General features: G+C 71.2%; 25 protein-coding genes and 1 pseudogene. 12 read left to right on the forward strand and 14 right to left on the reverse strand.

The window, feature by feature from the left end; all coding sequences use genetic code 11:
* Positions 1–102: 102 nt before the first annotated feature.
* Positions 103–732 carry a CoA transferase subunit B gene (locus ACWGIC_RS01540; protein WP_452073928.1) on the reverse strand — a complete coding sequence of 210 codons (630 nt, stop codon included), beginning with the start codon at positions 730–732 and terminating at the stop codon, positions 103–105.
* A complete protein-coding gene (locus ACWGIC_RS01545) occupies positions 729–1,439 on the reverse strand; it encodes a CoA transferase subunit A (RefSeq protein WP_452073929.1) in 711 nt (236 codons plus the stop codon). The genes ACWGIC_RS01540 and ACWGIC_RS01545 overlap by 4 nt, the downstream gene beginning before the upstream one ends.
* Before the next feature lie 158 nt (positions 1,440–1,597).
* Between ACWGIC_RS01545 and ACWGIC_RS01550 the strand changes: the two genes are divergently transcribed.
* Positions 1,598–2,365 carry an IclR family transcriptional regulator gene (locus ACWGIC_RS01550; RefSeq protein ID WP_452073930.1) on the forward strand — a complete coding sequence of 256 codons (768 nt, stop codon included), beginning with the start codon at positions 1,598–1,600 and terminating at the stop codon, positions 2,363–2,365.
* A 41-nt stretch (positions 2,366–2,406) separates the two neighbouring features.
* On the opposite strand, the gene ACWGIC_RS01555 is transcribed toward ACWGIC_RS01550, so the two are convergent.
* Complete coding sequence (locus ACWGIC_RS01555; protein ID WP_452073931.1) at positions 2,407–2,934, reverse strand: RNA polymerase sigma factor; 528 nt, start codon at positions 2,932–2,934, stop codon at positions 2,407–2,409.
* Between the two features lie 211 nt (positions 2,935–3,145).
* The gene (locus ACWGIC_RS01560) at positions 3,146–3,517 is read right to left on the reverse strand and encodes a winged helix-turn-helix transcriptional regulator (RefSeq protein ID WP_452073932.1); all 372 of its coding nucleotides are present in this window, start codon (positions 3,515–3,517) and stop codon (positions 3,146–3,148) included.
* A gap of 141 nt (positions 3,518–3,658) precedes the next feature.
* Between ACWGIC_RS01560 and ACWGIC_RS01565 the strand changes: the two genes are divergently transcribed.
* Genes ACWGIC_RS01565 through ACWGIC_RS01580 form a run of 4 tightly spaced genes read left to right on the forward strand, consistent with a single transcriptional unit; the run spans position 3,659 to position 6,313 of the window.
* Positions 3,659–4,054, forward strand: coding sequence for a hypothetical protein (locus tag ACWGIC_RS01565; protein ID WP_452073933.1), 396 nt, complete (start codon positions 3,659–3,661; stop codon positions 4,052–4,054).
* On the forward strand, positions 4,051–4,224 hold the full coding sequence (locus tag ACWGIC_RS01570) for a hypothetical protein (RefSeq protein ID WP_452073934.1): 174 nt from the start codon (positions 4,051–4,053) through the stop codon (positions 4,222–4,224). Before ACWGIC_RS01565 ends, ACWGIC_RS01570 begins: the two co-directional genes overlap by 4 nt.
* 50 nt (positions 4,225–4,274) lie before the next feature.
* Entirely contained in the window at positions 4,275–4,955 is a 681-nt protein-coding gene (locus ACWGIC_RS01575) for a winged helix-turn-helix domain-containing protein (RefSeq protein ID WP_452073935.1), read from the forward strand.
* The gene (locus tag ACWGIC_RS01580) at positions 4,952–6,313 is read left to right on the forward strand and encodes a sensor histidine kinase (protein ID WP_452073936.1); all 1,362 of its coding nucleotides are present in this window, start codon (positions 4,952–4,954) and stop codon (positions 6,311–6,313) included. Before ACWGIC_RS01575 ends, ACWGIC_RS01580 begins: the two co-directional genes overlap by 4 nt.
* Here the strand turns inward: ACWGIC_RS01580 and ACWGIC_RS01585 are convergent.
* From ACWGIC_RS01585 to ACWGIC_RS01620, 8 genes are all read right to left on the reverse strand, one after another.
* On the reverse strand, positions 6,310–7,608 hold the full coding sequence (locus ACWGIC_RS01585) for a lanthionine synthetase C family protein (protein WP_452073937.1): 1,299 nt from the start codon (positions 7,606–7,608) through the stop codon (positions 6,310–6,312). The genes ACWGIC_RS01580 and ACWGIC_RS01585 overlap by 4 nt on opposite strands.
* Positions 7,605–10,589 carry a lantibiotic dehydratase gene (locus ACWGIC_RS01590; RefSeq protein WP_452073938.1) on the reverse strand — a complete coding sequence of 995 codons (2,985 nt, stop codon included), beginning with the start codon at positions 10,587–10,589 and terminating at the stop codon, positions 7,605–7,607. The genes ACWGIC_RS01585 and ACWGIC_RS01590 overlap by 4 nt, the downstream gene beginning before the upstream one ends.
* A complete protein-coding gene (locus tag ACWGIC_RS01595; protein ID WP_452073939.1) occupies positions 10,586–12,448 on the reverse strand; it encodes an ATP-binding cassette domain-containing protein in 1,863 nt (620 codons plus the stop codon). Before ACWGIC_RS01595 ends, ACWGIC_RS01590 begins: the two co-directional genes overlap by 4 nt.
* Before the next feature lie 12 nt (positions 12,449–12,460).
* Positions 12,461–12,709 (reverse strand): hypothetical protein, encoded by a 249-nt coding sequence (locus ACWGIC_RS01600; protein ID WP_452073940.1) that lies wholly within the window; start codon positions 12,707–12,709, stop codon positions 12,461–12,463.
* A gap of 13 nt (positions 12,710–12,722) precedes the next feature.
* Entirely contained in the window at positions 12,723–13,103 is a 381-nt protein-coding gene (locus tag ACWGIC_RS01605) for a hypothetical protein (RefSeq protein WP_452073941.1), read from the reverse strand.
* Between the two features lie 163 nt (positions 13,104–13,266).
* Positions 13,267–16,053 carry an AfsR/SARP family transcriptional regulator gene (locus ACWGIC_RS01610; protein ID WP_452073942.1) on the reverse strand — a complete coding sequence of 929 codons (2,787 nt, stop codon included), beginning with the start codon at positions 16,051–16,053 and terminating at the stop codon, positions 13,267–13,269.
* A 132-nt stretch (positions 16,054–16,185) separates the two neighbouring features.
* On the reverse strand, positions 16,186–17,412 hold the full coding sequence (locus ACWGIC_RS01615) for an LCP family protein (RefSeq protein WP_452073943.1): 1,227 nt from the start codon (positions 17,410–17,412) through the stop codon (positions 16,186–16,188).
* Between the two features lie 158 nt (positions 17,413–17,570).
* The gene (locus ACWGIC_RS01620; RefSeq protein ID WP_452073944.1) at positions 17,571–18,314 is read right to left on the reverse strand and encodes an SDR family NAD(P)-dependent oxidoreductase; all 744 of its coding nucleotides are present in this window, start codon (positions 18,312–18,314) and stop codon (positions 17,571–17,573) included.
* Between the two features lie 116 nt (positions 18,315–18,430).
* Between ACWGIC_RS01620 and ACWGIC_RS01625 the strand changes: the two genes are divergently transcribed.
* From ACWGIC_RS01625 to ACWGIC_RS01645, 5 genes and pseudogenes are all read left to right on the forward strand, one after another.
* Positions 18,431–18,883, forward strand: a complete 453-nt coding sequence (locus tag ACWGIC_RS01625; RefSeq protein ID WP_452073945.1) for a hypothetical protein — start codon at positions 18,431–18,433, stop codon at positions 18,881–18,883.
* On the forward strand, positions 18,880–19,554 hold the full coding sequence (locus tag ACWGIC_RS01630; RefSeq protein ID WP_452073946.1) for a hypothetical protein: 675 nt from the start codon (positions 18,880–18,882) through the stop codon (positions 19,552–19,554). The genes ACWGIC_RS01625 and ACWGIC_RS01630 overlap by 4 nt, the downstream gene beginning before the upstream one ends.
* Before the next feature lie 74 nt (positions 19,555–19,628).
* Positions 19,629–20,237: a TetR/AcrR family transcriptional regulator gene (locus ACWGIC_RS01635; RefSeq protein ID WP_452073947.1), complete on the forward strand. Its 609-nt coding sequence runs from the start codon at positions 19,629–19,631 to the stop codon at positions 20,235–20,237.
* 52 nt (positions 20,238–20,289) lie between these two features.
* Positions 20,290–21,834, forward strand: a complete 1,545-nt coding sequence (locus ACWGIC_RS01640; protein WP_452073948.1) for an MDR family MFS transporter — start codon at positions 20,290–20,292, stop codon at positions 21,832–21,834.
* Between the two features lie 51 nt (positions 21,835–21,885).
* A pseudogene (locus ACWGIC_RS01645) lies at positions 21,886–22,884 on the forward strand (RNA polymerase subunit sigma-70); the annotation flags it as partial.
* 129 nt (positions 22,885–23,013) lie between these two features.
* Here ACWGIC_RS01645 and ACWGIC_RS01650 read toward each other — a convergent pair.
* Complete coding sequence (locus tag ACWGIC_RS01650) at positions 23,014–23,283, reverse strand: WhiB family transcriptional regulator (protein WP_020660750.1); 270 nt, start codon at positions 23,281–23,283, stop codon at positions 23,014–23,016.
* 446 nt (positions 23,284–23,729) lie between these two features.
* On the opposite strand from ACWGIC_RS01650, the gene shbA reads away from it, so the two are divergent.
* The gene (gene shbA / locus ACWGIC_RS01655) at positions 23,730–24,875 is read left to right on the forward strand and encodes an RNA polymerase sigma factor ShbA (RefSeq protein ID WP_452073949.1); all 1,146 of its coding nucleotides are present in this window, start codon (positions 23,730–23,732) and stop codon (positions 24,873–24,875) included.
* Here shbA and ACWGIC_RS01660 read toward each other — a convergent pair.
* The gene (locus ACWGIC_RS01660) at positions 24,849–25,715 is read right to left on the reverse strand and encodes a LysR substrate-binding domain-containing protein (protein ID WP_452074187.1); all 867 of its coding nucleotides are present in this window, start codon (positions 25,713–25,715) and stop codon (positions 24,849–24,851) included. The genes shbA and ACWGIC_RS01660 overlap by 27 nt on opposite strands.
* Positions 25,716–25,815: 100 nt before the next feature.
* On the opposite strand from ACWGIC_RS01660, the gene ACWGIC_RS01665 reads away from it, so the two are divergent.
* Complete coding sequence (locus ACWGIC_RS01665; protein WP_452073950.1) at positions 25,816–26,841, forward strand: bile acid:sodium symporter family protein; 1,026 nt, start codon at positions 25,816–25,818, stop codon at positions 26,839–26,841.
* Positions 26,842–26,988: the final 147 nt, after the last annotated feature.

Genomic DNA, 26,988 nt, shown 5'->3' on the forward strand with positions numbered 1-26,988 from the left:
CCCGCCTTGACAAGCACCCGCCGTCCGTCATCACAATGGGCTTCGGGGTGCCCCCAACTCACCGAGGCGCAATGTCGCCGCCAGGCGACGAGCCGCCCGCCGCTACTCCGCGACCGGCGCCCCAGTCTTCTCCCGCACCTCTTCCAGAGAAACCCCAGGCGCCAACTCCACCAGCTTCAACCCGTCCTCAGTAACATCCAGCACCGCCAAATTGGTGATGATCCGATTCACCACCGCGGCCCCAGTCAACGGCAACGTGCACTTCTCCACGATCTTCGGCGTCCCGTCCTTGGCATTGTGATCAGTAATGATCACCACCCGGCGAGCCCCGGCGACGAGATCCATCGCCCCGCCCATCCCCTTGACCAACGCCCCCGGCACAGTCCAGTTGGCCAAATCCCCATTGGCCCCCACCTGCAACGCCCCGAGCAACGCCAGATCGATATGCCCGCCGCGAATCATCGCGAACGACTCCGCGGAATCGAACAAACTCGCCCCGGGCTGCAACGTAACAGTCTGCTTCCCAGCATTCACCAGGTCCGGGTCCTCTTCCCCTTCCCAAGGGAACGGCCCCAGCCCGAGAATCCCGTTCTCGCTGTGCAACGTCACCTGCACGCCGTCCGGAATGTGATTCGCCACCTGAGTGGGAATCCCGATCCCGAGGTTCACATAATCGCCGTCCCGCAGCTCGCGAGCCCCGATCGCGGCCATTTCGTCCCGACTCCAGCTCACGCCGACGCCTCCTCGCGCACGCGCACGGTCCGCTTCTCGATCTGCTTTTCCCGCTCCGTAGCCTGGATCAGCCGCTGCACGTAGATCCCCGGCGTGGTGATCCGTTCCGGATCCAAATACTCGTCCGAAACCTGCTCGGCCTCGGCGATCGTCACCTTCCCGCAGGTCGCGACGAGCGGGTTGAAGTTCCGCGAGGCGTACCGGTAGATCAGGTTCCCGGCAGGATCCGCGACGTACGCGTGCACCAGCGATAGGTCGGCGACGATCCCGCGCTCCTGCACGTAGGTGACCCCGTCGAACTCGGCATGCGGCTTGCCCTCGGCGATCGGCGTGCCGACCCCGGACTTGGTGTAGAACGCCGGGATCCCCGCGCCGCCGGCCCGCATCCGCTCGGCGAGCGTCCCCTGCGGCGTGAACTCCACCTCGACGGTCCCGTCGAGGTACTGCTGCGCGAACAGCTTGTTCTCGCCCACATACGACGCCACGACCCGGCGGACCTGGCGGTTGTCGAGCAGAATGCCGAGCCCGGCCCCGTCGACTCCCATGTTGTTCGAGACGATCGTCAGATCGCGCACGCCCGAGTCCCGGACCGCCTCGATGAGGTCGTTCGGGTTCCCGGTGAGGCCGAAGCCCCCGACCGCGATCGTCAGCCCGTCCTCGAGCAGCCCGTCGAGGGCCTCCGCGGCGCTGCGGTACTTCGTCGGCACGGCATCCTCTCCACTTCGTTCGGTGAGTGGTCAGTCCCCGCATACAACCCAGCGCAGGCGAAACGGGTCAACCGACACGCCGGGATCCCCGGCAAACCTCTCGCGCACCGAACACCCGCACCCGAAGCGTCCACTGAGCGGACGTACCCTCTTCTTCCGTGCCCTCCTCGCCTCCTGACCACGTCGTCGGACGGGTGTCCGCGGTCCTGCGCGCATTGTCCACCTACCGCGACGGAGCGTCGACCTCTCAGCTGGCGCGCCGGTGCGGCCTGGCCCGCCCGACGGTGCACCGGCTGCTCGCATCGCTGGCCGCCGAGGGCTACGTCGACCGCGACCGGCAGAGCGGCCGCTGGTACCTGGGCCCGGAGCTGTACCTGCTGGGCGAGGCCGCGGCCCCGCGCTACGACGTCACGCAGCAGGCGCGCGCGAGCGTCCACCGGCTGGCCGTAGCCACCGGGGAGAGCGCGTTCTTCTCCGCTCGCCGCGGCAACGAGACAGTCTGCCTGCTGCGCGAGGACGGCGACTTCCCGATCCGGTCGTTCGTGCTGTACGAGGGCGCGCGGTTCCCGCTGGGCGTGGTGTCGGCGGGGCTGGTGGTGCTGTCGATGCTGCCGGACCGGGAGGTCGAGGAGTATCTGTCCACAGTGGATCTGACGGCCGAGTGGGGGCCGGCGCACCGGGCGGAGGACGTGCGGGCCCGGATCGCGCGGACGCGGGAGGACGGGTATTCGACCAACCCCGGGCTGGTGGTCGAGGGAAGCTGGGGAATGGCGGCGGCGGTGTTCGCGCCGAGCGGGGAGCCCGCGTGGGCGTTGACGCTGACCGGGGTGGAGTCCCGGTTCCGGGCGGAGCGGCGGGGCGAGCTGGGGGCGTTGCTGCTCAAGGAAGCGCATGCGTTGACGAATGTGCTTCGACAGCCCTCGTGAGGGTTGATTCCGGTCTCCGGCGGGAAGCGGTCACGGCTTCCTCAATGAGCTTGGCACCGTCGTCCTCGTCGCAGGACAGCGCTTCCAGATTCGCCAGCGAGTCGCGGGACGACTTGAGCTTCGTCCCGAGCGTGCACCGTTGCGTCCAGGACGAGATCACCGGAGCAGCGTGCGGGCAGCCGGAGGAAGGCGCGCCAGACCCGGCGGTCCCGGTCGGCGCGGACGGCTTCCTCCTCAGGCGCGGGATGATCGCTCTCCAGCGTCGCGGCCACCTCGTCCGACAACGGCACCGGCTGCGCACGCCTGCCGTAGGGACGGGTCGCCTCACGGCGAGTCGTGGTGATCAGCCACGCAGCGAGCGCGCGCGGATCGCGCAGCTTCGCGAGCTGGCTGAACAAGGCGAGCCACACCGTCTGCACGACGTCCTCGGCCACTTGCCGATCCAGCCCGTTGGCGCGCGCGACATGCCACACGAGCGGCGTCAGCTCGTCGACAAGCTTCGTCATAGCGCGCCGATCCCCGCCCTGCGCCGCTTTCATGCACGCGGCGTGCAGGTCGGCGCCGGTCAAGCCTTCTCAAGGCGGGTCTACCTCGGCGGGGTTCCGTGCTTCGCCGGTCCGCCCCTCGCCTGAACGGTCGGCACCGTCCGATTCCCGCCCGGCCATCTGCACCGCCCGATTCCTGCCGACTACAGATCGTAAAGCAGCGTAACGGCATGCGATGAGAAAGCTGGCGCCCCTGGGCGACCAAGTGACGGACCGATGGAAACGCGGCCGCCGCTCACGAGGCGGTGGCGGCGTTCTCCGCGTCGTAAGCCGCGCGGGCGGCCGTCACCTGGTCCATGTTCCGGCGCGCCCAGCGGTCCAGCAGTTCCAGCGGTTCGGCCAGATTGCGGCCCAGCTGGGTCAGCTCGTACTCGACCTTCGGCGGGATCACCGGATACGCGGTGCGGACGAGGATGCCGTCGCGGACCAGGCTGCGCAGCGTTTGCGTCAGGACCTTCTGCGAGATTCCCTCGACGCGCTTGCCGATCTCGGTGAACCGCAGCGGGCCGTCCGTCAGCGCGCCGACGATCAGCACCGTCCACTGGTCGCCGATCCGGTCGAGCAGCTGGCGCGTCGGGCAGTCGCGGTCGTACGGATTTCCCAGCACGGCGGCCTCCTCACTCTCCGCAAGAGAGTAACACTCCCCGGAGCCAGCAGGCTTTACCGAACCCGAACATCCGTCCCACACCCCTCGTACACCCGCGCGCGACGGTGGTCCCCGGAACACCGACACGGGAGGACGACAACGATGCGAGGAACGAGGCGGCTGGCACTGGCGGGCTGCGGGATCGCGGCCGGACTGCTCGTGGCCGCGCCGATCGCCAGCGCGGACACCCCAGCCCCGGCTCCGGCCCCGGTCACGCTGAGCCCGCAGGAGGTGCAGCAGATGTGCACGGCCTGGGTGCCGAAACTGCGCAAACAGGCCCAGAACCTGACCAACCGGATCAACGGCGGGCCGGAGGTCGCCGGATCGGTCGCGAACCTCAAGGCACGCGCGAACGACGCCCGTACAAAGGGGCACAACGAGCAGGCCGACCGGCTGCAGAAGCGCGCGGACAAGCGGCAGAGCCGGATCGGCGAGCTGACGAATGCGACGAAGCAGCTCGACGCGTTCGCCGCCGCGCACTGCCAGGCGCCCAAGTGAAGCGGCTGATCGCGATCGCCGCCGCGGCCGCCGTCGTCGGGCTCGGCTGCGTGGCGTGCGACGACAGTCCGGCGCCGTCGTCGGGGGCGGCGCCGGACGGCGATCTGAGCAGCATCCAGTCCACGCTGGACTCCATCCAGTCCGACATGGCGGGCGACGGCTCGCGGTGACGCGCGTACCGTTTCCCCCGACGTAGCCGGCCGGAGGAACGGGAGCCCGCATGGGGTCAGCTGGCCGCGGTCTCGTCCTCGTCGTGGAGGACGAGACCGCGATCGCCGAACTCGCCGCGCTCTACCTGCGGCGCGACGGGTTCGGGGTCGAGGTCGAGCCGGACGGCGCGAAGGCGCTCGCGGCGATCCGCCGGTTGCGGCCGGTCGCCGTGGTGCTCGACATCGGACTGTCCGGAATGGACGGAATCGAGATCTGCCGGGCGCTGCGCGCGGCGGGCGACTGGACGCCGGTGCTGTTCGTGACCGCCCGCGACGACGAGCTGGACCGCTTGCTGGGCCTCGAAATCGGCGCGGACGACTACCTCACCAAACCGTTCAGCCCCCGCGAACTCGCCGCTCGCGTGCGCACTGTGCTGCGCCGCGCGTCCGGCAGCCCGGCCACGACGCTGGCTTGCGGCGGCGTGCGCGTCGACGTGCCGGGGCGCCGGGCCTGGGCGGGGCAGGCGGAGGTCACGCTCACCTCCACCGAATTCGATCTGCTCGCCTACCTGCTGCGACACCCCGGTCAAGTCCTGTCGCGCGACCAGCTGCTCAGCGCGGTCTGGGGCTACGCCGCCGCGGCCGGTACCCGCACAGTGGACGTGCATGTCGCGCAACTGCGGGCGAAACTCGGCGCAGACAGTCCAATTCGGACAGTCCGGGGCATCGGCTACGCGGCGGACGCCGGATGAAAGGCACGCTCGCGCTCCGGATCACCGTGGTGTGCCTGGCGGTCGCCGGGATCGCGGTGCTCGTGGCCGGGCTGGTCGCGTCCAGGCTGGTCCGCAATACCGCCGATTCGGTGCTGCAGCAGTCGTTGCGGGACCAGGCCGACGTCGTCGCCGGGCAGCTCGACGGGACCGGCATCGGCAACCGGCTCGCGATCGGCAAGGTGGCCGCCGTCGTGCGGGGGCAGGGCATCGAGGTTGTCGTGCACCGGGTCAACGGCCAGAATTCCGGACAGGCGGCCGCGGTGCGCGCGGCGGAACGAGCCGGGCTGACGTCCGGAAAGGACCGTTCGGCGCGGGTCGCGATCGGCGGGGTCGACTACCTCGTGGAAGTGCGCCCGGTCGGCCCGCAAGCCGCGTTCGCGCTCGTGCAGCCGGTGCGCAGCGCCGAGGCGACGCAGCACGCGCTGGTGCGCAACATCCTGCTGGCACTGGGCATCGGGCTCTTGGTCGCCGCCGTCGCCGGATACGTTTCCGGGCGATTGCTCGGCCGCCCGCTCCGCCGCGCGGCCGCCGCCGCGGGCAGCCTCAGCGCGGGACGGCGCGACGTCCGGGTGCCGGTCGAAGGTCCGGCGGAGGTCGCGCAAGTCGCGGGCTCGCTGAACGAACTCGCCGACGCACTGGCCCACAGCGAAGCCCGGCAACGGGAATTCCTGCTGTCGGTGTCGCACGAACTTCGCACCCCGCTGACCGCGGTGACCGGTTTCGCCGAGGCGATCGCCGACGGAGTCGCCGAGGGCCCGGACGCCCGCCGCGCCGGGGAGACGATCCACCGCGAAGCGCAACGCCTGGAACGGCTCGTGTCCGATCTGCTGGAACTCGCTCGCCTCGGTGCCGACGAATTCCAGCTCGACCTCGCCGCGCTCGACCTCGCCGCGCTGGTCCGGGACTGTGCGGAGGTGTGGCAGCTGCGCTGCGCCCGCTCGGAGGTCCCGCTGACCGTGCAGTCTCCCCCGGGAACCGTCATGGTCACCGCCGACGCCCGGCGGCTGCACCAGGTCGTGGACGGCTTGGCGGAGAACGCTTTGCGCGTCACGCCCGCTGGCGCGCCGATGGTGTTCGCGCTGGCGGTCGCGGACGGTCACGCGCACCTGTCGGTCCGCGACGGCGGCCCGGGACTCTCGCCGGAGGACTACCCGGTGGCGTTTGAACGCGGCGTGCTCAACGCCCGCTACCGCGACAGCCGTCCGGTCGGCTCCGGCATCGGATTGGCGCTGGCGCACGGGCTGGTGACGCGGATGGGCGGGACGCTGACGGCCGGTCCGGCCCCCGAAGGCGGGGCCGCGTTCACGATCACGCTGCCGCTGGCCCAGCACAGCTAAGCGAGCAGCAGCGCCGCGTCCCACTCCGTGCGCGGAGCCGCCCGCCGCGCGTGACAGTGCAGCGCGAGCGCGATTCCGGCGGCACCGTCGAGAAAACCGGGACGATCCGGTCCTAGGCGCGCGGACGGATGGTCCAGGTGGTACCCGAAGGGCTTGTCCGGATCGAACGCCGCGGAGATCCGCTCCGCCATCGCGTCCGCCGCGGCCCAGTAGCCGGGGGCACCGGTGTCGCAGGCCATCCGGGTGGTGATCTGCAGCAGACCCGCCCAGCCGTGGCAGAGCGAGAAGTCGTGGATCGCCCCGCCTTCGGTCGCCAGGACCGCGCGGAACGCCGCGTTGGCTTCCGCGATCCACTCGGCCGAGCCCAGCGCCCGCCCGGCCAGGCAGAGCGCCCTGGCCAAGCCGGCGGAGCCGTAGCACCAGACGTCGCGGATCCGGGCGGCCGGGGGCTCGCCGTCGAGGTCGTCCAGCCAGTTCGGCCAGTACGGTCCGGCCTGGTCGGCCGCGCGCCACCGGGTCAGCAGCCCGACGACGGCGGCGATCGCCTCGTCGTGCCGGTCGACCCGGACCCCGGCCGTCCAGGCGAGCGCGAGCAAGGCGAGCGGGCCGCCGATGCCGTGCGCCACCCCGAAATTCAGGTGTTCGGACACCTGCTTCGGCCCGTGGCTCACGTCGTGCAGCACCCACCAGCCCGGCCGGTCGCCGTCGTCGTCGGACACCGCGATCTCGACCAGCGCGGAAAGCACCGCGCGCAGCCCGTCTTCCTCGCCTCGGGCGAGCAGGTAGCGGCCGATCCCGGTGATCCCGGAGATGACGTCGTAGCGCCAGGACCCGACCACGCCCAGCTGACGCAGGCCCTGCACCACGTGGTTCGCGTACTCCTTCGCGGACGCGCTGACCGCTTCGTCCAATGCGGACAGAAGGACCGGGTAGCGCCCGGAACCGACGGCGGCGTTGTGCGCGGCGAAGGCCAGCGCGACCGGCCCCCGGAAGAGGCCGGGCTCCGCGGTGGGCCCGGCGTCCATGGCCCGCGCCAGGTACTCGTGCGCGAGCGGCTCGTACGACGGGTCCTCGGCGGCGAGTTCGGCGAACAGCAGCGCGATGGCCGGGTAACCGTCCGAAAGGGACAGCGGAACCCACGGCGACCGGTCGCCGCCCGGCGCGGACATCCGGTTGCCGGGCGCGTCGGTGACGGCGACGACATCGTCCGGAGAACTCAGCGTGCGGGCGATCGCCTCGACCGTGTTCGTTGATTTCGCGTTCGTCGATTTCGCGTTCATCTGCTCCGTGTTCATCTGTTCCGCTCCCGGTCGGCACGGGCTTGCGCGACGCCGCGGGCGATCGCGCAGCAATTGCGTTCGGCTGCCGGGCTGATTCCCGCCAGCCGGTTGTGATGCATGTGCAGCACCGCGCGGAAAGCCGCCGACGGTGATTCGATCGCCCCGCGCTCGGCCAGCTCGCGCAGGACCTCGCCGTAGCGTTCGAGATGCGGAGCCCGCCGTTCCCAGGCTTCGACAACTTCGCGGGGCAGATCCGGCCAGCCGTCCCAAGGCGAAAGCAGCCGCACCGCTTCCTTTCGACGCGACTGGAACGCGGCGTGCGAGCGGTCCTTCGGGTAGGCGGTGAGCAGCCAGTCCTCCCAGCCGTCGCCGTGGAGCCTGCTGGCCAGGTCGAGGCAGTTCGCCGCGACCAGCAGATCCAGGGGAAGCCCAGTGTTCAGCTGTGCCAGCACGGCTTCCGAATCAGCGTGGAAAACCGCCTCGGCGAAGGAGATCGCCTCCGGTCCCCCGTAACGGCTGACCTCGGGCCGGTAGGTGTCTACAATGGACTCGCGAGCCAGCCCGGCGGCGATCAGGCGTTCGGTCCACGCCCGGACCTCGGGCAGCGCGTCGCCGTGGAACCGCAGCCGCAAATGGGAGCGCGGGTCTTGGTAGCGCAAGAAGAACCACCGATCCGCGCCTACCGCCGAGACCAGCGCCGGAACGTGGTCCGCCAGCAATTCCTCGTGTGCGGACGGTTCGGCGTACAGCTTGACCGAGAGCCAGTCGTCGCGCTGAAAGCGGGCTGAGGCCACGGCTAGCCGCTCGGCCGTCCACTGTGGCCGCGCCGGACGAGGCGGAGTCTTCGGCCGGAGCGGGACGACGATCTCCGTGGCATGGCCGCCCGTCCAGCCCGAACCGAAGGCACCGTCGAACGGTTCTTCCTGCAGCACTGTGCCGGGTTCCTTGCGCAGTTCGTCGAAAAGCTGCCTGCGGTCCAGTTCGGAACTGAGGTCCAGCCGCAGCCGGTGATCAGTCCGGGTGGCCTCGACCAGGTCCGGGACGCGCCGGGTGTCGCGCCAGCGCCGCAGCGATTCGGACCACTCGCGCCACGACACGGTCTTGTCCAGCAGCGCCGCGTCCGGCCGCCACCTCGCGGGCGACAGCGCGGTCCGGCCGAACCGGACCCGCGGCAGGTACGGCAGCTGCCCCGCCGCTCCCCAATGCCACAACGGCCACGGCGGGGACTGGTACTCGCCGATGTCGACCAGCAGGCGCACCGCGTTCGGCATGCTGATCGTCGGGTTCAGCCCGTGGAACAGCACCGGCACCAGTTCCTCGCCAGTGCGCAGGCTGAGCACCGCCAGCCGGTCCCCGTCCGCGGTGACCGCCAGGTCGGCGAGCCCTTCCTCGGCCGGCCGGTCGGCGAAGACCCCGACGGCCAGTTTGCGTTCGGTCAGCGACGGGACCTGGGCGACGTTGGCGAACCGCGACCGGGTCAGGACGCTGGTCAGCTGCGCGGGCACCGCGCCGGGCCGGGCCGCACCCGATTCGGCGACCACGTCGCGCAGCCCGGGCAGCAGCGGCAGGAACCGGCCGAACATCCCGCCGGGGAGCGTGTAGCTCAGCGGCATCACGGCCAGTCCGAAATCGCCTTCCCGCAAGGATTCCTCGGACTCCGCCAGCACCTGCACACAAGCCTCGATCGGGCAGGACGGCGGCTCGCGGTGCCCGGACAACCGGGAGACGACGTCCTCGTCGAGGACGATCTCCCGGCCGCTCGTGCGCTGGACGAGGTCGAACAGCACCTGGTCGCGCCGTTCGTCCTGAGTCCTCGGCCGCTCGGGACCGCGGTGCGGCGCGGGCGGCTGGAGGTAGCCGGCCGGCGCGCCGAGGCCGCGGTGCGGGTCGAGCAGTTCCTGGATCGGCACGATCGCGTCGTAGCCGTACCGCCCGACGAACTCGGCGTGGAATTCGGCGAGGCGGTGGATCGGCGCGAACGTCGCCGGAAGCGAGCGCCAGGCGGCATCGGCCGCGCGGGCGAGTTCTTCGGGAACCGCGGCGGGCAGCACGAGGTCGGCGTCGATGCCGAGGTCGACCTTGACCGGCCGCTCGTTGACGTGCAGCTTCCGCATGCGCGCGACTGCGGTCTCCCACTGCTCGGAACCGGTGCCGAACGGCGCGGACTCGTAGTCCTCCAGCAGCCGCGAGATCGGGCGGAGGTCGTCGTGCCCGCCGAGGACGTCGAGCACGTGGTGCAGCGGATCGTCGGCGCCGGAGGGCGGGCGCAGGCCGGTCAGCAGGAATCCCATGCGGACCAGCTCGGCGAGCATGCCGTGCACGGTTTCCGGCCCGGCCTCGGGGAACTCGCTGCCGAGCCGGTCGGCGACCTCGGCGAACGGCACCGGCCGGGCAGCCGCGGCCAGTGCGGCCCGGACCGCCGCGGTGTGCCGCACCGTCTGCTCGCGGTCGTCCGCGCCCGGTTTTTCGCCGTCCGCGCGGCAGAACGGGAGGATCAGGCGGTCGCCCCGGCGGAAGCACAGGTCGTTCGCGACCACGCGGAGCTTGGCCAGCGCGTCCGGTTCGCAGGAGTCGAGCACACCGGTGAGCCATTCGAGGTCCGCCCGGACGCGTTTGCGGTGCGCGGTGCCGATCCGCGCCTTGGCGGTGTCGGCGAAGCGGACTTCGGCGACCCCGGCGAGCAGGCCGAACGGCGTCGGGCGGTGGACGATGCGGGTGCGGTAGCGGGCGGCCGAAAGCGCCACCCGGCGCAGTCGTTTGAGCGGGACGCCGGGATCGCCGGACGCGATTTTCCGTACCGCGTCGGCCAATCCGGTGCTGGAGACGGCGATCGCCTCGAACAGCACCGGATGCCCGGCCACCTCGGAGAGGAACCGGCGCAGCTCGGCTTCCGAGTCCAGTGAATCCGGCACGCGCGGCAGGCTGTCCGAAGTGGACAGGCTGGTCAGCCGGGCGATGGCGTGCGCGGGGTGGCCGAAGCCGCGGTCTTCAGTCATGACTGTCCGCTCTTTTCCGTAGCGCCGAACTGCTCGGCCTGCAGCAGGTACTGCGACGCGTACCGGCCGCCCGCCGCGAGCAGTTCGGAATGCGTGCCCTGCTCGACGACTTTTCCTTGGTGCAGCACGTAAATCCGGTCGGCCGCGGCGACCGAGGCGAGCCGGTGGGTGATCAGCACGACCGTGCGCCCGGCGCGGGCGAGCCCGCCGATCCGGTCGAAGACGCCGATCTCGGCCGCCGGGTCGAGCGCGGCCGTCGGCTCGTCCACGATCAGCACCGGCGCGTCGCGGAACCACGTCCTGGCCAGTGCGATGCGCTGCCACTGGCCGCCGGAGAGGTTCACCCCGCCCCAGAACTCCCTGGCCAGCAGCGTGTCCCAGCCGTGCGCGAGCCGGTCGATCACCTGCGCCGCGCCGGTTTCGCCCGCCGCGGCGGCCAGCGAATCCGGCGCGGGTTCGCGCGAGACCCGGCCGACGCCGACGTTCATCCTCGCGGTGAACGGCCACTGCACGAAGCTCTGCGAAAGCACCGCGACCCGGTCGGCGAGCTGCGCCCGGTCCAGCTGGGCGTACGGAACTCCGGCCCAGCACAGCGAACCGCCGGCCGGCGGGTACAGCCCGGCGAGCGCTTTGGCCACAGTGGACTTTCCCGAGCCGTTCTCTCCCACCAAAGCGACCACCTCGCCCGGCCGGAGACACAAGTCGACTCCGTCGAGCGCGGGTTCGTCGCGTCCGGGGTAGCAGAATCGCAGCCCCTTCGCGACGATCTCGCCGTTCGCGGCTGGAGTGCGCGCACCAGTCGCCATCGCCTCTCGCGCGGCTTGCCCGCACGCTTCTTCCCAGCGCTGGAAGTAAAGACTCTCCTCGTACACCTGCCGCAGATACAGCACCAGCGCACCGGCGCTGGCCGAACTCGCCCGGATCGCGATCGCCGCCGCAGCGGCCGACGCGAGCGGCAGCCGTCCGGCGAGCACCAGCAAGGCCAGCGCGCCGTACCCCAGAAACCCGAGGAAACCGGCAATGGCGCCGGTCAGCACTTGGGTTCCGGCTTCCCGTTTGGCCAGCCGCGCCTGCTCCCGCTCGGCGTCCAGTGCCAGCCGCCGGTAATGCCGCAGCAGGAACCCGCCGAGCCGGTTGGCCCGGACCTCCTCGGCGCTGGACCGGTTGGTCAGCAGCATGGCGAGCTGGTCCAGCTGCCGGGTGTGCTCGGTCCGCCGGGTGGCGGAGGCGAACCGGGACCCGGCGGTGCGCCCGGCTCCCCACACGTGCGCGAGGACGACCAGCGCCAGCACCGGGAGCAGAAGCGGGCTGAACGCCGCCAGCGCGGCCGCGGCCGCCGTCATCGCCAGCAGCACGCCGTTCAGCCCGACCGCCCGCTCGACGATGCGCTGCGCCGAATCCGCCCCTCGCCGCGCCGACGCGACCAGGTTCTGGAACTCCGAGTCCTCGACCGCCAGCAGTTCGGCCCCGGCGACCGCGGCGAGCAGTTTCTCTTGCGCCGCACGGGAAACCTTCGGACCCAGCCGGCCGCCGGCCGCGGTCGCCACCGCCTGGCCCAGCCCGCGCACCGCCGCCGCGGCGACGAGCACAGCCACTGGCAGCACGAACGCCGACGGCGTCCCCGCGACGACCGCCGCCATCAACCGTTGCGCGGTGAACAGTGCGGCCGCCGTCGCCGCCCCGGCGAGCACCTGAGCGGTCACGAGCGCGCCGAACGCACCGCGGTCGGCTGGCCACGCCAGCGCCGCGGTGCGCCCGACCAGCGCGGGCAGCCGCCGGATCGGCGTCCGGCCGCCCGCACCGGCCGTTTCGGACCGGGGCGCCAGCCCGCTGCCGAACAGGACGTCCCGGTCTCGCATCACCTCACCCGGTCAGCAGGCGCAGGGCTGGCCGGTCGTGCCGTCGCAGGTCTGCGTCGTGCACGAGAACGTCGGCCCGCAGCCCTGGTGGGTTTCGCAGTGGCACAGCGACTGGTCGCAGCCGTAGCCGTCGGTCGCGCTGCACATGCCCGATTCCGTCACGAACGGCGTCATCGCGGGCAGCGCGGCCGAGCCCGCGCGCAAATACTCCGCCCAGTTGCTCCCCCGCACCTGCGGGTCGAGATCGAAAGCGGTGCTCATGATTTCGCCCCCCTCAGAGGAAAACGCCGAGTTCGTAATCGTGAGTGCCGCCGGCGTACGCGCGAAGCACCATTTTCCCGCCGATCTGCTCGTCGTGGCAGGTGAAACTGCGGTACTGGCCGTCGGGGTAGACGGTCGGGTGGCAGTTGCCGGGGTCCTGCACGGTGACGTCGAGCGACACCGCGACCGGCTGGCTCACCCCGCCGCTGACCTGGACGCTGTAGGTCAGCTGGCCCCCGACCGGCGCGCTGAACGGCAGGACGCAGTCGTAGCTGTTGGTGCAGTGGTAGTACACCCAGCCCTGCGGGCTCGCCGGGGCCGCGCTCGCGGTCAGCGGCACCGCCAGCGTCACTGCGGCAGCGACCGCGGACGCGGCCGTGAGCAGCTTTTTCATGGTTCTTCCTTTCCCCGATGGCGGGCCGCGCTCGCGCCCGGCACGCCAGAAACGAAGGAATCGCGCGGCGGCCGCTCCCCCGCGTCCGAAACCGCGAATTCCTGACCGCGGCGACGCTAACCGGAGAGGGTTGAACAAAGATTGAACAAACGTTGCCTGCTGCTCAGCGGACCCGCGCCGGGGCTCGCATCAGCTCCGTCAAGCCGTCGGCCAGCCCGGTGCGGCCCTGCGCGCGGTACAGCTCGCGGGCGCGGCTCCAGACTTCCCGCGCCTGCCCGGGCTCGCCCAGCGCGGCGTAGGTGTGGCCGAGGTGGTCCAGGGTATCGGCTTCCATGTAAGTGTTGCCCGCGTCCCGGTACACCACCAGCGCCTCGTGATAACGGTCCAGCGCGTCGGGGTACCGGCCGGTGTGGTGGGCGATGTGGCCGAGGCTGTCCAACGCGTCCGCGGCCCCGACGTGGCCCTGTTCCCGGTAGAGGGCCAATGCCTTCTCGCAGTGCACGCGGGCCTGGTCGTGTTCGCCGAGGCGCGTGAGATACCAGCCGACGCCGTTGAGCGCCTGCGCGTGCCACACCGGGTTGTCCAGCGCTTCGAAACGCTGCAGCGCCCGGACAGCGTGCTCCAGCGCGCGCCGGTCGCATCCGCGAAGCTCCCACGCCTGCGCGAGATTGTGCTCGATGATGGCCTGCGCGGAGACGTCGCCCGCGCGCTCGGCGAGCCGCAAGGCCCGGTGCAGGCAGGATTCGGCCTCGTCGTGTCTGCCGACGCGCGCGCACGCCAGGCCGAGCCGCCGGTTCGTCACCACTTGGACCGCGCTCTCGGTCAGCCGGCCCGCCGCGTCCGCCGCGGCCCGGCAGACGGCGAGGTCGTCGTGCAGGCGGGCCCGTCTGTGGTGGTAGGCGGTCAGCGCCCAGGCCAGCTGCCACACGGTGTGCTGCAGGCCGTGTTCGGCGGCCGACCGCTGGGCGGCGAGCAGATTGGCGTGCTCGGCGTCGAACCAGGCGAGCACGGCCGCCCGGTCGCGCAGCGGGTGCGGATGCGGATGCCCGCCCGGCTCGGGTGCTCCGGTCTTGACCAGCACGCCGTGCGGATGCAGCACCTTGTTCCCGGCCAGTGCGGTGCCGGTGTAGAAGTCGAGCAGCCTGCGCTGTGCGGCCGGGTCCGGCGCGGTCCGGCCGGCGGCGTAGAGCCGGACCAGGTCGTGCATCCGGTAGCGGCCGGAACCGGCGTCCTGGATCAGCGAAACCCGTTCCAGCGCACGAAGAACCGAGTCGGTTTCGGCGGGAGGGAGATCGCACAGGTTGGCGGCGGCGGGCGCCGCGATGTCCGGGCCCGGCGCCTGTCCCAGCAGTTCGGCCACCCGCGCCTGCTGTTCGGTCAGCGCGGTGAACGACCAGGAAAGCACCGCCGGGAGACTCGCACCGGGCTCGCCGTCGTCGAAGGCGGCCAGCCGGGCGGTGATGCCGGACAGCGCGTCGGCAAGAGAGGCCAGCGAAAGCGTCGGTTGAGCGGCGAGGCGGCCGGCGAGAATGCTCAGCGCCAGCGGGAATCCGGCGCAGCGCCGCAACAGTTTCGCGGCCGCCGCGGAGTCTTCCTCCAGCCTGCGCTCGCCGACTCGTTTCCGCAGCAGCGCCCGAGCCGCCGGCGGCGGCAGCACGTCGAGCCGCAGCGGATGCGCGCCGTGCGAAGCGACCAGCCCGGCCAGCCGGTCGCGGCTCGTCACGAGCACGGTGCAGGCCGGGTCGCCAGGCAGGAACGGCGCGACCTGCGCGGTGTCGCGGGCGTTGTCGAGGACGACGAGGATCCGCTTGCCCGCGATCGTGCTGCGGTACAGCGCGACTTGAGCGTCGACATCGGCGGGCAGTGCGTCGCCGGGGACGCCCAGTGCGTGGAGGAATCCGTGCAGCACCGACGTCCACGACACCGGTGTCGCGTCCGCCTCGAAACCGCGCAGGTTCGCGTAAAGCTGCCCGTCCGGGAAGTCCGCGGCGTTGCCGTGCGCCCAGTGCAGTGCCAGTGCCGTTTTCCCGATGCCGCCCGCCCCGCTCAGCGCGGCGATGCCGACCGTGCCCGCCTCGCGCGCGGCGGCGAACGTTGTCGTCAGTGCCGTCAGCTCGGCGTCGCGGCCGGTGAACCACGCGGGCGGCGCGGGCAGCTGGCGCGGGACGACCGGCCGCGGGCTCGGGGCGGGTTCGCCGGTTCCCGGTCCGGACAGCCGCGGGTCGTTCGCCAGGATCCGGTGGTGCAGCTGTTCGAGCGCGGTGCCGGGCCCGGTGCCCAGTTCGGCGGCGAGGTGCCGGCGCAGCCGCCGGTAATGCTCCAGCGCTTCGCTCTGCCTGCCGGTCCGGTACAGCGCCAGCATCACCTGCCCGGCCAGGCGCTCGTCCAGCGGCTGGTGCTGGGCGGCGGTCAGCAGTTCGGGCAGCAGCTCGGCGTGCTTGCCCAGGTGCAGGGCCAGGTCCGCGTGGTCGCGTTCGGCCGCGGCGCGCTGCTGGGCGAGGTGGTTGCGGACTTCTTCCGCCCAGTTCGAGTCCATTCCGGCCAGTGCCTCGCCGCGCCACAGCCCGAGCGCCCGCGCGTAATGGCCGGCGGCGGTCGCGCGGTCGGCGGCGGTGCGCGCCTTGGCGACCAGGGCGGCGAACTGGCGGAGGTCGATGGCCTGCTCGTCCTCGACGACCAGCCGGTAGCCGCCGGACCCGCGTTCGATCTCCGCCGGGGCGCAGGCCAGCGCCGTGCGCAACCGGGCGAGGTAACTGCGCAGCGTCTTGATCGCGCCGGCCGGGGCCGCCTCGCCCCAGACGCGGTCGATGAGCTGGCCGGGCGCGAGCGTGCGGTTGGCGTCGACCAGCAGCGCGGCGAGCACGAGCCGCTGGCGCGCATGGCCGATCTCGGCCGGTCGCCCGTCGATCTCCGTCGTGACCCGGCCGAGCAAGCCGAAAGCCACCGTCACCAGCCGCCCCCATGGACTCGGTCGGTGCCTGACGTTACTGCGCCCGGCCCGCCCGGGCAACGGCCAAGATCAACGTCCGGCCCGGCTGCCTGGGCTTACGCGGCGGCGGAACCACCTGATCGGGCGCCGGGACTAGTTCACGCACCCGCTGGCCGTCGTCATTTTCGGCTGCGCCGGAGAGCCGGCGGGCGGCGTCGGCGTCGTGGTCTCCGCGATCGGCCGCACCATGCCGCGGCTCGACGACGGGTGGACCGTGCCCGGGTCAGCCGTTCCCCCGGACGCCGCGACGTCCGGCGAGCTGATCTGTGCCCGCACGAATTCCTTCACCTGCGCCGGGTCCACTTTGACCGCGTCCCCGTCGGACGGGGTGGCCAGCGACAGGCTTTGCACCGGAATCGTGCCGAACGCGATCGCGCCCGAGCTGAGGCCGTGCAGCTGCTGGGCGAAGCTCAGCAGGTCCCAGCCCTGGTCGAGAACGACCGAACCTTGCAAAGCGTCCACAAGAGACGAAAGCCGCGACGGATCGGTCAGCGTGCCGGAGCCGAGGACGGTCTTCGCCATCGCCGACATGAACGCCTGCTGCCGCGCGATCCGGTCCAGATCGCTGTTCGGCAGGCCGTGCCGCTGCCGGACGAAGGCAAGCGCCTGAGTTCCCGAAATGGTCTGCACTCCGGCGGGGAACTCCGCTCCGGAGAACGAATCGTGCACCGGCGCTTTCAGGCACACCTGCACCCCGCCGACCGCCTCGCTCAGCGCGGCGAACCCGGCGAGATTGACCGCGGCGTAGTGATTGACGGTGAGCCCGGTGAGCTTCTCCACCGCCGCGATCGCCGACTTCGCCCCGGCCGCGTCCGCGGCCACCTCCAGCTCCGGCCCGCTCATTCCTTGCTGTGCGAGCTTTCCCCGCTGATCGGCGCGAGCGCGGCTGTACGCCGAATTGATCTTGTGCTTGCCGTACCCCGGAATGTCCACATAGGAATCGCGCGGGATCGAGATCGCGGTGGCCGCCGCGCCGCCGACCGGGACGTGCACCACGATCATCGTGTCGGTGGTGTTGCCGCCGTCGTCCCCGCCGCCCGCGTGCAACGCGTCGAGCACGTTCTGCGGCAACGGTTTCCCGTCCGGTCCGGTACGGGAGTCGAGACCTACCAACAGGATGTTCTGCGCAACCGCGAGCGGTTCGCCCGCCGGGGCGTCCGGGACCTGCGCGGAAGGCGCGATGACGTCGGCGGTGACCAGATTGGCGTCGAGCCGGTGCAGTTGCGACCACGCGAATCCGGTGACGCCCAGCACCACGGTGGACACCACCCCGAGCACCGCACGGCCGCCGATCCGGCGGCCCCGGGACGTGATCAGCACGGCCGGTTCCTCGCTTCCCCGGGGACGGATTTCGACCCCCGCGTCCGAGGATCACCGCGTTAGCTGGGAATAGCCTGAGAAACCTGTCGCGAAGATGTGATGCTGCCCGTTCGGCCGAGCGCGCCGCGACAGCCGGTACCCCTTCGGGCACAGGGAGTTCAGCGCGGCATCCGCCGCCACACCGCGCGCGGCACGAACCGCATCGCCGCGAACACCAAGCGCAACACTCCCGGCACCCACACCGCTTCGCGGCGGCGGCGCAGGGCGGCCACGGTCGCGTCGGCGACCTGATCGGCGGTGCTGGAGAACGGAGCGGGAGACATTCCTTCGGTCATCCGGCCGATCACGAAGCCCGGGCGGACCAGCAGCAGGTGCACGCCGGTGCCGTGCAACGCGTCCGAAAGCCCGGAAGCGAACCCGTCGAGCCCCGCTTTCGCCGAGCCGTACACGTAGTTCGCCCGCCGCACGCGAATCCCGGCGACCGACGAGAAGACGACCAGGTTTCCGGAGCCCTGGGCGCGCAACAGTTCCGCCGTGTGAGTGAGCACCGACACCTGAGCGACGTAATCGGTGTGCACGATCGCGGTGGCGTGCGCCGCGTCGGTCTCCGCGCGGGCCTGGTCGCCGAGGATGCCGAAAGCCAGCACGACTGTCTCAAGCGGACCGTGCTCGGCGACGACGCGGTCGAGCAGCGGGCGATGCGCGGAGAGGTCGTCGGCGTCGAAGTCCTCGGTCGCCACGGTTTCGGCCCCGGCCTCGCGCAGGGCGGCGGTCTGCTCGCTCAGCTCCGCGCCCGGCCGCGCGGCCAGCACGAACTTCCGCGCCCCGCCGCGCGCCAGCCGGATGGCCACCGCCGTTCCGATTTCGCTGCGTCCGCCCAGCACCAGCACCGTTCCGCTCACAGTGGGCGAGTCTGCCATTCCGTTCCGGGCCCGGCGCGAGGCGCCCTGCCGTGCGTGTAACGCGCAGCGGGCGCGCCGCGACCTGTGATGAACGTTCGACGGAGGAGGGCGGCCTGATGGTGAATGCGTGGGTTTCCGCCGCGAGCGCGTTGCTGAGTTCGCTCGCAGCGATCCTCGGAGTGATCATCTCTCGCCTGGCGGTGCGCCGCCGCGAACGGGAAGTCATGGCGAAGAGTTCGCGGGCCTTGACCCAGTTGCGCGAGGAGGCCGCCAAACAGGCCGTCCACGCCCGCGGGGAACCCGGCGGCCCCGCGGAAAATCGCGAAATCCTGAACCTGCTGCTCCACGCGGACGAAATCCAGATCCTCCGGCGCACCAAGCAGGGCGTGGCGCTGGACCTGGCGCAGCTGTGCAGCGCGACCGCGTTGCCGCCGAGCCGCGCGAGGAACTCGGTCAAACGCCTTCTGGGGCTGGGACTGCTCGAGACGGAACGCGACGAGCACGGGCCGGGATCCGGCGTCCGCTACCGCAAGCAGGTCGCCGATTCGCTCATCGGAGGCGGCGAATGACCGCCACGATGCCCGGGTTCCTGTCGGCGGGTTCGCTGTCGGCCGCCGTGACCGTGATCGAGCTGAACTCGTCGCTGACCAAACCGCTGGCCTACCGCAGATCGGGGATCCTCGGCTGGCTGGCCGCCCGCGTCGGGCTCGACCTGCTGGCCACGCTGGTGGCGTTCGTGCTCGTGCTGCCGCTGCTCGACCGCTCCGGGACCTGGTCCGGCGGGCTGGGCGGCGGGATCGCGGCCGGGCTGGGCGGCCCGGTCCTGCTCCGCGTGCAGCTCGCGACGCGGAAGTCCGGCAAGGAGCACAGCGCGCTGGGACTGGGGCAGCGCTACGGACGGCTCCGCAAGATCATCGACGAGGCGCTGGACGACCACGGAGCCGTGGCCCAGTCCGCGTGGCTGACGACCGTGGTCATGCCGAAGATCGTGCTGCTCCAGCTGGCCGAAATCGAGAGGTTCACCTGCAACTACATCCGCAGCGCGGACCGCTTCACCGAACGCGAGAAAGAAAAGCACCTCAAGGCGGTCAGCAGCGCCTGCGCGGACCGGGCGACCGACGAGGACGAACGCAAACGGGTCATCGCCCAGCACATGCTGGACATCGGCGGGCGGCGCATCGTCACCGAGATGATCAACGCCAGCAAGGTCGCGGTCGCTTCCGGGCGCGCCAAGCCGTAGCGGCCCGGCACGAGGTGCTCCGTTTCACAAACTGCAACTTTGCAGACTCTGCAAGATCCAGTTACGCTGGCCCCATGCCTCCTCCCGGACTCCGCGAGCGCAAGAAGCTCGAAACCCACCGCACCATCGCGCTCGCCGCGCTCCGGCTGATCGACGAACGTGGTCTGGACCAGGTCACGGTCGACGACATCGCCGCCGAGGCCGGCGTGTCCGCGCGGACGTTCTTCAACTACTTCGCGGCCAAAGAGGACGCGGTGGTGCTCGCGTACGCCGACCACGCGGAGCGGGCCGAACGGACGATCGCCCGGTTCCTCGCGCAGCCGGCCGGGCTCGGCTCCTTCCCCGCGTTCATCGCGACCGTCCGGGAAGAACTCGCCGAGATCGAGCGGGACCGCGGCGAATGGCTGACCCGGCTGCGCATCATCCACGGCGATCCGTCGCTGCTCGTCCGGGCCACGACCCTCAGCTACGGCTCGCACGAGCCGATGATCGCGGCGATCGCCGAGCGCTCCGGCGCCGACGCGGAGAACGACCTGTTCCCGTCGCTGCTGCTGGCGACGGCAGCGGCGGTGCTCAACACCTCGCTCAGCAGATGGGCCGCCCGCGACGGGGCCCAGCCGCTGCTCGAGATCTTCGACGAGGCCGCCGCCGCTGCCGCCGCCGGTCTGCCCGACCCGCGCTGACCGCCTCCGCACGAGGCATTCCCTGACCGCTTCTAGTCCGGAAAGGACTGTCATGTCCCTGTCCACCGCGGAACCGCCCGCACCCGCGGCGATGAGCCGCCGTCAAGTGCTGCAGGCGATGTCCGGCCTGATGATGGGCATTTTCGTCGCCATCCTCGCGTCCACTGTGGTCGCGAACGCCCTGCCGCGGATCGTGTCCGAACTGGGCGGCACCCAGGCGTCCTACACCTGGGTCGTCACCACCGAACTGCTCGCGATGACCGCGACCGTCCCGCTCTGGGGCAAGCTTTCCGATCTGTACAACAAGAAACTGCTGATCCAGCTGTCGCTCGGGCTGTTCGTCGTGGGCTCGCTGGTGGCCGGGCTCGCGCAGAACATCGACGTGCTGATCCTCAGCCGGATCGCGCAGGGCATCGGCGGCGGCGGGCTCACCGCGCTCGCCCAGGTGATCATGGCGGCCATCGTTTCGCCGCGCGAACTGGGCAAGTTCTCCGGCGTCTTCGGCGCGGTCTTCGCCGTCGGCACCGTGGCCGGGCCGCTGATCGGCGGCGTGCTCGTGGACACCTCGTGGCTCGGCTGGCGCTGGTGCTTCTTCCTCGGCGTGCCGTTCGCCCTCGCCGCGATCCTGTTGCTGCAGCGCACTTTGGACCTGCCGACGCTGCGCCGGGAAGTGCACGTCGACTACCTCGGCGCGTTCCTGATCATGCTCGGCGTCTCGACGCTGCTGGTGTGGTCGTCGCTGGCCGGTTCGACCTTCGAATGGGGTTCCTGGCAGACCGCGGTGCTCGTGCCCGCCGGCGTGCTCGTGCTGGTGGCCGCGGTGTGGGTGGAGTCCAAGGTGCGCGAGCCGGTCGTGCCGCTGAGGCTGTTCCGCAACCGCACGGTCACGCTGGCCACGGTCGCGAGCTTCCTGGTCGGCGTCGCGATGTTCGGCGGCACGGTCTTCCTGTCCCAGTATTTCCAGCTGGCGCTCGGCAAAACGCCGACGGTGGCCGGGCTGATGAGCCTGCCGATGATCTTCGGGCTGCTCGTGTCGTCCACCGTGTCCGGCCAGCTGATCAGCCGCACCGGCCGGTGGAAGCCGTTCCTGGTGGCCGGCGCGGTGCTGATGGCGGCGGGGCTCGGCCTGCTCGGGCTGATCGACGCGCACACTTCGCTGCTGGAGCTGAGCCTGTTCATGCTGGTGCTCGGCGTCGGCGTGGGCATGCTGAACCAGAACCTGGTGCTGGTGACGCAGAACGACGTGCCCGCACAGGACCTCGGCGCGGCGACCTCGACACTGTCGTTCTTCCGCAGCCTCGGCGGCTCGATCGGCGTGAGCGCGCTCGGCGCGGTGCTGGCCAGCCGGGTCGGCACGCTCATCTCCGACGGGCTCGGCCCGGTCGCGTCCGGCGGCGGCGGGAAGGTGCCGGACCTGGCGCAGCTGCCCGCGCCGGTCGTGGCGGTGATCCGGGAGGCTTACGGCGTCGCGACCAGCGATCTGTTCTTGATCAGCGCGCCGATCGCGCTGCTCGTGGTGGTCGCGGTCGCGTTCCTGAAGCACTTGCCGCTCAAGACGAAGAGCGGGCTGGAAAGGCTGGCGGACGAGGCGGTCTGAGTTCTCGTGAGTGCTGATGCCGGTTAGAACCGGCATCAGCACTCACGAGCTACCGTTGCCCGGGTGACCAGCGACGAGGAGTTCAGCGCCCTGCTCGAACGGCACCGGCGCGAGATCCGCGTGCACTGCTACCGGATGAGCGGCTCGTTCGAGGAGGCCGAAGACCTCACGCAGGAGGCGTTTCTCCGGGCCTGGAAAGGCCGCGGCGGCTTCGCCGGGCGGGCGAGCGTACGGACGTGGCTGTACCGGATCGCCACGAACGTCTGCCTCGATGCTCTCGCGCGGCGGCCACGCCGGGCGCTGCCGGACGAACTGGGCCCGGCGGGCGACCCGGTCGGCGAAATCTCCGCGCTCGACGTGCCGTGGCTCAGCCCGTTTCCCGATCTGCTGCTCGACCCCGCGGCACCGGACGACACCGGCGCCGCGGTCGTCGAACGGGAAACCATCGAACTGGCGTTCCTCGCCACCATCCAGTTGCTCCCGCCGAGGCAGCGCGCCGCGCTGATCCTGCGCGACGTGCTCGATTGGTCCGCAAAGGACACTGCCGAACTGCTGGGCACGTCGGTGGCCTCGGCGAACAGCGCATTGCAGCGGGGCAGGGAAACCTTGCGCGCCCGGCTGCCCGCCCGGCGCGCCGAATGGTCCGCACCGGACAGCACGACCGCGGAGGAAGCAGAGCTGCTGCGGAAATTCATCGCCGCCTACGAATCGGCGGACGTGCAGGCGGTGGCGGCGGTGCTGAGCGAGGACGCGCGTGCGGTGATGCCGCCGTACTCGTTGTGGTTCGACAGCCGCGACCGGATTCTCGGCGCGCTCGGGCCGAGTTTCGATCCGGGGTCGCCGTACTACCGGGGCAGTTTCCGGATGGTGCCGGTGCGGGCGAACCGCCAGCCCGCGGTCGCCGGATATCTGCGCGGGCCCGGCGAATCGGTTTATCGCGCTTTCGGCGTCTGTGTGCTCACCGTCCGAAACGGACTGGTCACGGCGATGGCCGCGTTCGAAACCGCTGCATTGACGCCCTACGGACTCGCCGAAACGTTCGAAGAATAAAAAACGCCCCGGCCGCGATCGCTGGTGTGCGATCGCCGCCGGGGCGCAACCACCGAGTTCCGGGCTTGGTGCCGGTCGTGGTGGGGAAACTGACGCCCTCGCCGCCGGGAAATGGTCACCGGCTCGCGGTCAGGCGACTCGATGCTGTGCGGCGGCGGAGCCGGTTCGCACCAGCTTCCGGCGCTCCAGCTCGGTGGTTCCCCCGAAGATCCCGTTGCCGAGACCGTTGTCGAGAGCATAGGAAAGGCATTCCGCGCGGACCGGGCATCGCGCGCAGACCGCCTTGGCCTTCGCGACCTGCTGCGCCCCCGGACCCATGTCGGAAATCGGGAAGAACAGTTCCGGGTCCTCGTCCTGGCACGCCGCGCGGGCGAGCCAGCTGGTGGCCGTGAGTTCCATTGTTGCTTTTCACCTCCTGTCCTCATTGTCGAACCGTGGTCAACCGACTTCTCCGCGCGCACGGGCACGCCATGCCTTCGGAGGGTGTTCGGTGGGCTTTTCGGCCGAACCGCCCCGGGCCGCGAAGGACCCGGCGGACGACCGGCTTTCCAAGTTACCACCTCTCGCCGCCCGCGCGGGGAATTTCGATTCAGCTCACATCGCGGACGCGGTTGCGGCCGGGACGTGCTACGGCCCCCGCGCCCGGCCGCGCGCCGCTTCGGAGAGTCCGGGTTTTCCTTTTCCGCACACCGTTTCCCCTTCCGTCGCGTTGCCGGGCGAACAGCCCGTCCGTCTCAGGTACCCGGGAGTCCCGCCCTTAACCACATTTCCGTGACCGGATCGTTACATCCCACGGGCGCGTCACCGCACCTGTTCGACAAGTGCGGGTTCGGGAGGGGGTGCGCGTGGCGGGGTTCGACGGTTTCTTTCGCGGTGATTTCCCTCGCCTCGTGGCGTTCCTGTGCGCGGGCGGGCTCGGGCCGGGCGCCGCGCGCGAGGTGGCGGTGGAGGCGTTCGTCCAGGAAACCGGGACGTGGCCGCCGCCGGGCGACCCGCGCGTGGCGGTGCGGCTGACCGCCGTCCGGCTCGCCGCCGAGCAGACGTGGTTCGACGGCGGCGTCCCGGCCGCGGATCCGCCGGGCGACCGGCTGGCCGCGGCCGTGGAGCGGCACGCGCGGGAGGTCGAACTGCTCGCGGCCTTGCCGGAGACCCAGCGCACAGTGCTGGCCTGGTCGCTCGACGGGTTCTCGCCCGCCGCGATCGCCTCGGCGCTCGGCATGGCCGCCACCACCGTCCGCTCGAACCTGCGGCACGCCCGGGAACGGCTGAAGCACCGGCTCGGCCTCGCCGGGCGCGAGGAGGCCCTGATGACCGCACTGCGCGAAGCCGAAAGCGCGCTGGTCGGCGCGCTGCGCTCGGCACTCGACGTCGAAGAGGCTTTGACCCGGGTGAAAACCGAGGCGACCGCCTTGGCCGCGCCGCGGGTCCCGGCCGGCCGGTTCGGCTTCGACGGCCCGGTGCGCGCCGCGGTCGACGGCGATCCGGAGGCAGCGCAGGAGCTGCTCGCCGCGGTCCAGCCGCTGATCGTGCGCTATTGCCGGGCCCGGCTGGGCGGTGCCGACGCATATTCCTCGGCGGACGACGTGGCGCAGGAGGTCTGTCTGGCGTTGCTGACCGCACTGCCGGGATATCGCCATCAGGGGCGGCCGTTTCTCGCTTTCGTTTACGGGATCGCGCAGCACAAGGTGGCTGACGCGCACCGGGCGCACGCACGCAACCGGACCGACACAGTGGCCGAGCTGCCGGAGACGGTCGATCTCACCGACGGGCCGGAGGAACGCGCGCTGCGGGCCGAGCTGAACCGGTATCTGGCTCGGTTGCTGCAGTTGCTGCCGGAGCGACAGCGGGAAATCGTGTTGCTCCGTGTGGTGGTCGGGTTGTCGGCTGAGGAGGCGGCCGAGGCCGTCAGCTCCACGCCGGGCGCGGTCCGCGTCGCCCAGCACCGGGCGCTGCTGCGGCTCCGCTCAGCCCTCGAACGACGGCGGCGCTGACCCGATCCGCGCCACGACGAACTCCGCCAGCGTCGCCACCGGCCCCTCGCTGCCGTCCCTCGACAGCAGGAGGAAATCCACGTCGCCCGGGTCCGGAAGCCCCAGCTCGGCGGGCAGTTCGACCAGGTCCGAGGGCACCAGGCTCCGCGCGTGCACCGTGATCCCGAGCCCGGCGGCCGCCGCCGCGCGCAAGCCGGTCAGGCTGGAGGTCTGGCAGGCCGCCCGCCATTCCAGGCCCGCGCGCTCCAGCGCTTCCACCGCGAGCTGGCGGGTGACCGACGGCATCGGGTACTGCACGAGCGGCACCGGCTGGCCGGGCGCGAGTTCCGTCGCCGCCGAGCCGATCCACACCAGCGGTTCGCGGCGCAGCAGCCGTCCCGGTCCCGCCGCGCCCGGGCGGCGTTTGCCGAGCACCAGGTCGAGCCGCCCGTCGGCGATCCGCCTGGCGAGCACATCGGACAGTTCCACGTGCAGTTCGACGTCCACCAGCGGATGGCTTTCCCGCAGCCGCCGCAGGATTTCCGGCAGCTCGCCGAGCGCGAAGTCCTCCGACACCCCGAACCGGACCCGGCCGCGCACCTGCGCCCCGCGGAAATGCCGGGCCGCGCGCTCCTCGGTGTCCACAATGGTCTGGGCGAAACCGAGCATCGCCTGCCCGCGCGCGGTCAGCTCGACCGCGTGCGTGTCCCGGGCGAACAGCAGCCCGCCCGCCTCGGACTCGAGCCGCCGGATGTGCTGGCTGACCGTGGGCTGCCCCACCCCCAGCCGCCTCGCTGCCGCCGTGAAGCTGCGAGTTTCCGCCACAGCAAGGAAAGAACGGCACAACCGCGGATCCAGCATGCGACCCATCTTATCGGATTTTACAATAACAGTCAGTACGGTCATCGGGGTTCCGAATGACCGCCGGCGGCGGGAGAATGGCCGGGAAAGGAGATCCACCGTGCTCGCTTCGTTCGCCCGCCCCTTCTCGGCCTTGCTCGCCAAGCTGCGGATCGACCCGTTCATCGCCCTGATCCTCGTCACCGTAGGCATCGCCTCGCTGCTGCCGGCGTCCGGCGCGGTCGCGACCGGATTCGGCGCGGCGACCAAGATCGCGGTCGGCCTGCTGTTTTTCCTTTACGGCGCAAGGCTTTCCAGTCAGGAAGCGGTCGAGGGGATGCGGCACTGGCGGTTGCACGTCACCGTGCTCTGCGCCACTTTCGTGCTTTTCCCGCTGCTGGGGCTCGCCACGTCGTTCCTCTCCCCCGGGCTGCTGACGTCGCCGCTGTACACCGGCGTGCTGTTCCTGTGCCTGCTGCCGTCCACCGTGCAGTCGTCGATCGCGTTCACCTCGATCGCCAAGGGCAACGTCGCGGCGGCGATCTGCAGCGCGTCGCTGTCCAACCTGCTCGGCATCGTGCTGACGCCGCTGCTCGTCGCGCTGCTGCTGGCCACCGACGGCCCGGGCGTGAGCGGTTCGGCGGTGCTCGACATCGTGCTGCAGCTGCTGGTGCCGTTCGTGGCCGGGCAGCTGGCGCGCCGCTGGATCGGCGGGTGGGTGCAGCGGCATTCCGCGCCGCTCAAGATCGTCGACCGCGGTTCGATCCTGCTGGTGGTGTACACCGCGTTCAGCGAGGGGATGACCGAAGGCATCTGGCACCAGCTGGACCTCGGCCCGCTGCTCGCGCTCTTCGCGGTCTGCTGCGTCCTGCTGGCGGCGGTGCTCGGGGCGACCAGCGGCGGCGCGCGGCTGCTCGGCTTCGACCGCGCGGACCGGATCACGATCATGTTCTGCGGTTCGAAGAAGAGCCTCGCGAGCGGCCTGCCGATGGCGACCGTGCTGTTCGGGCACGCCGAGGTCGGGCTGATCGTGCTGCCGCTGATGCTGTTCCACCAGATCCAGTTGATCGTGTGCGCGGCGATGGCGCGCCGCTACGCCCGGCAGGCCGCGGCGGCGGAACCGGAGGAACTCGCCGTGGTCGGCTGACGCTGACCGGGCCCGCCAGGATGAATCGCATGCGGGAGCTGGTGTACGTCCCGGCGAGCAAACTGCGCGAGTTCCAGGGTCGTGACCTGGGCGGCGGCTTCCGGCCACTGAACTACCGCGTCGTGCGCGGCGGAAGCCACGGCGGGC

The sequence above is a fragment of the Amycolatopsis sp. NPDC054798 genome (genome assembly GCF_053611505.1).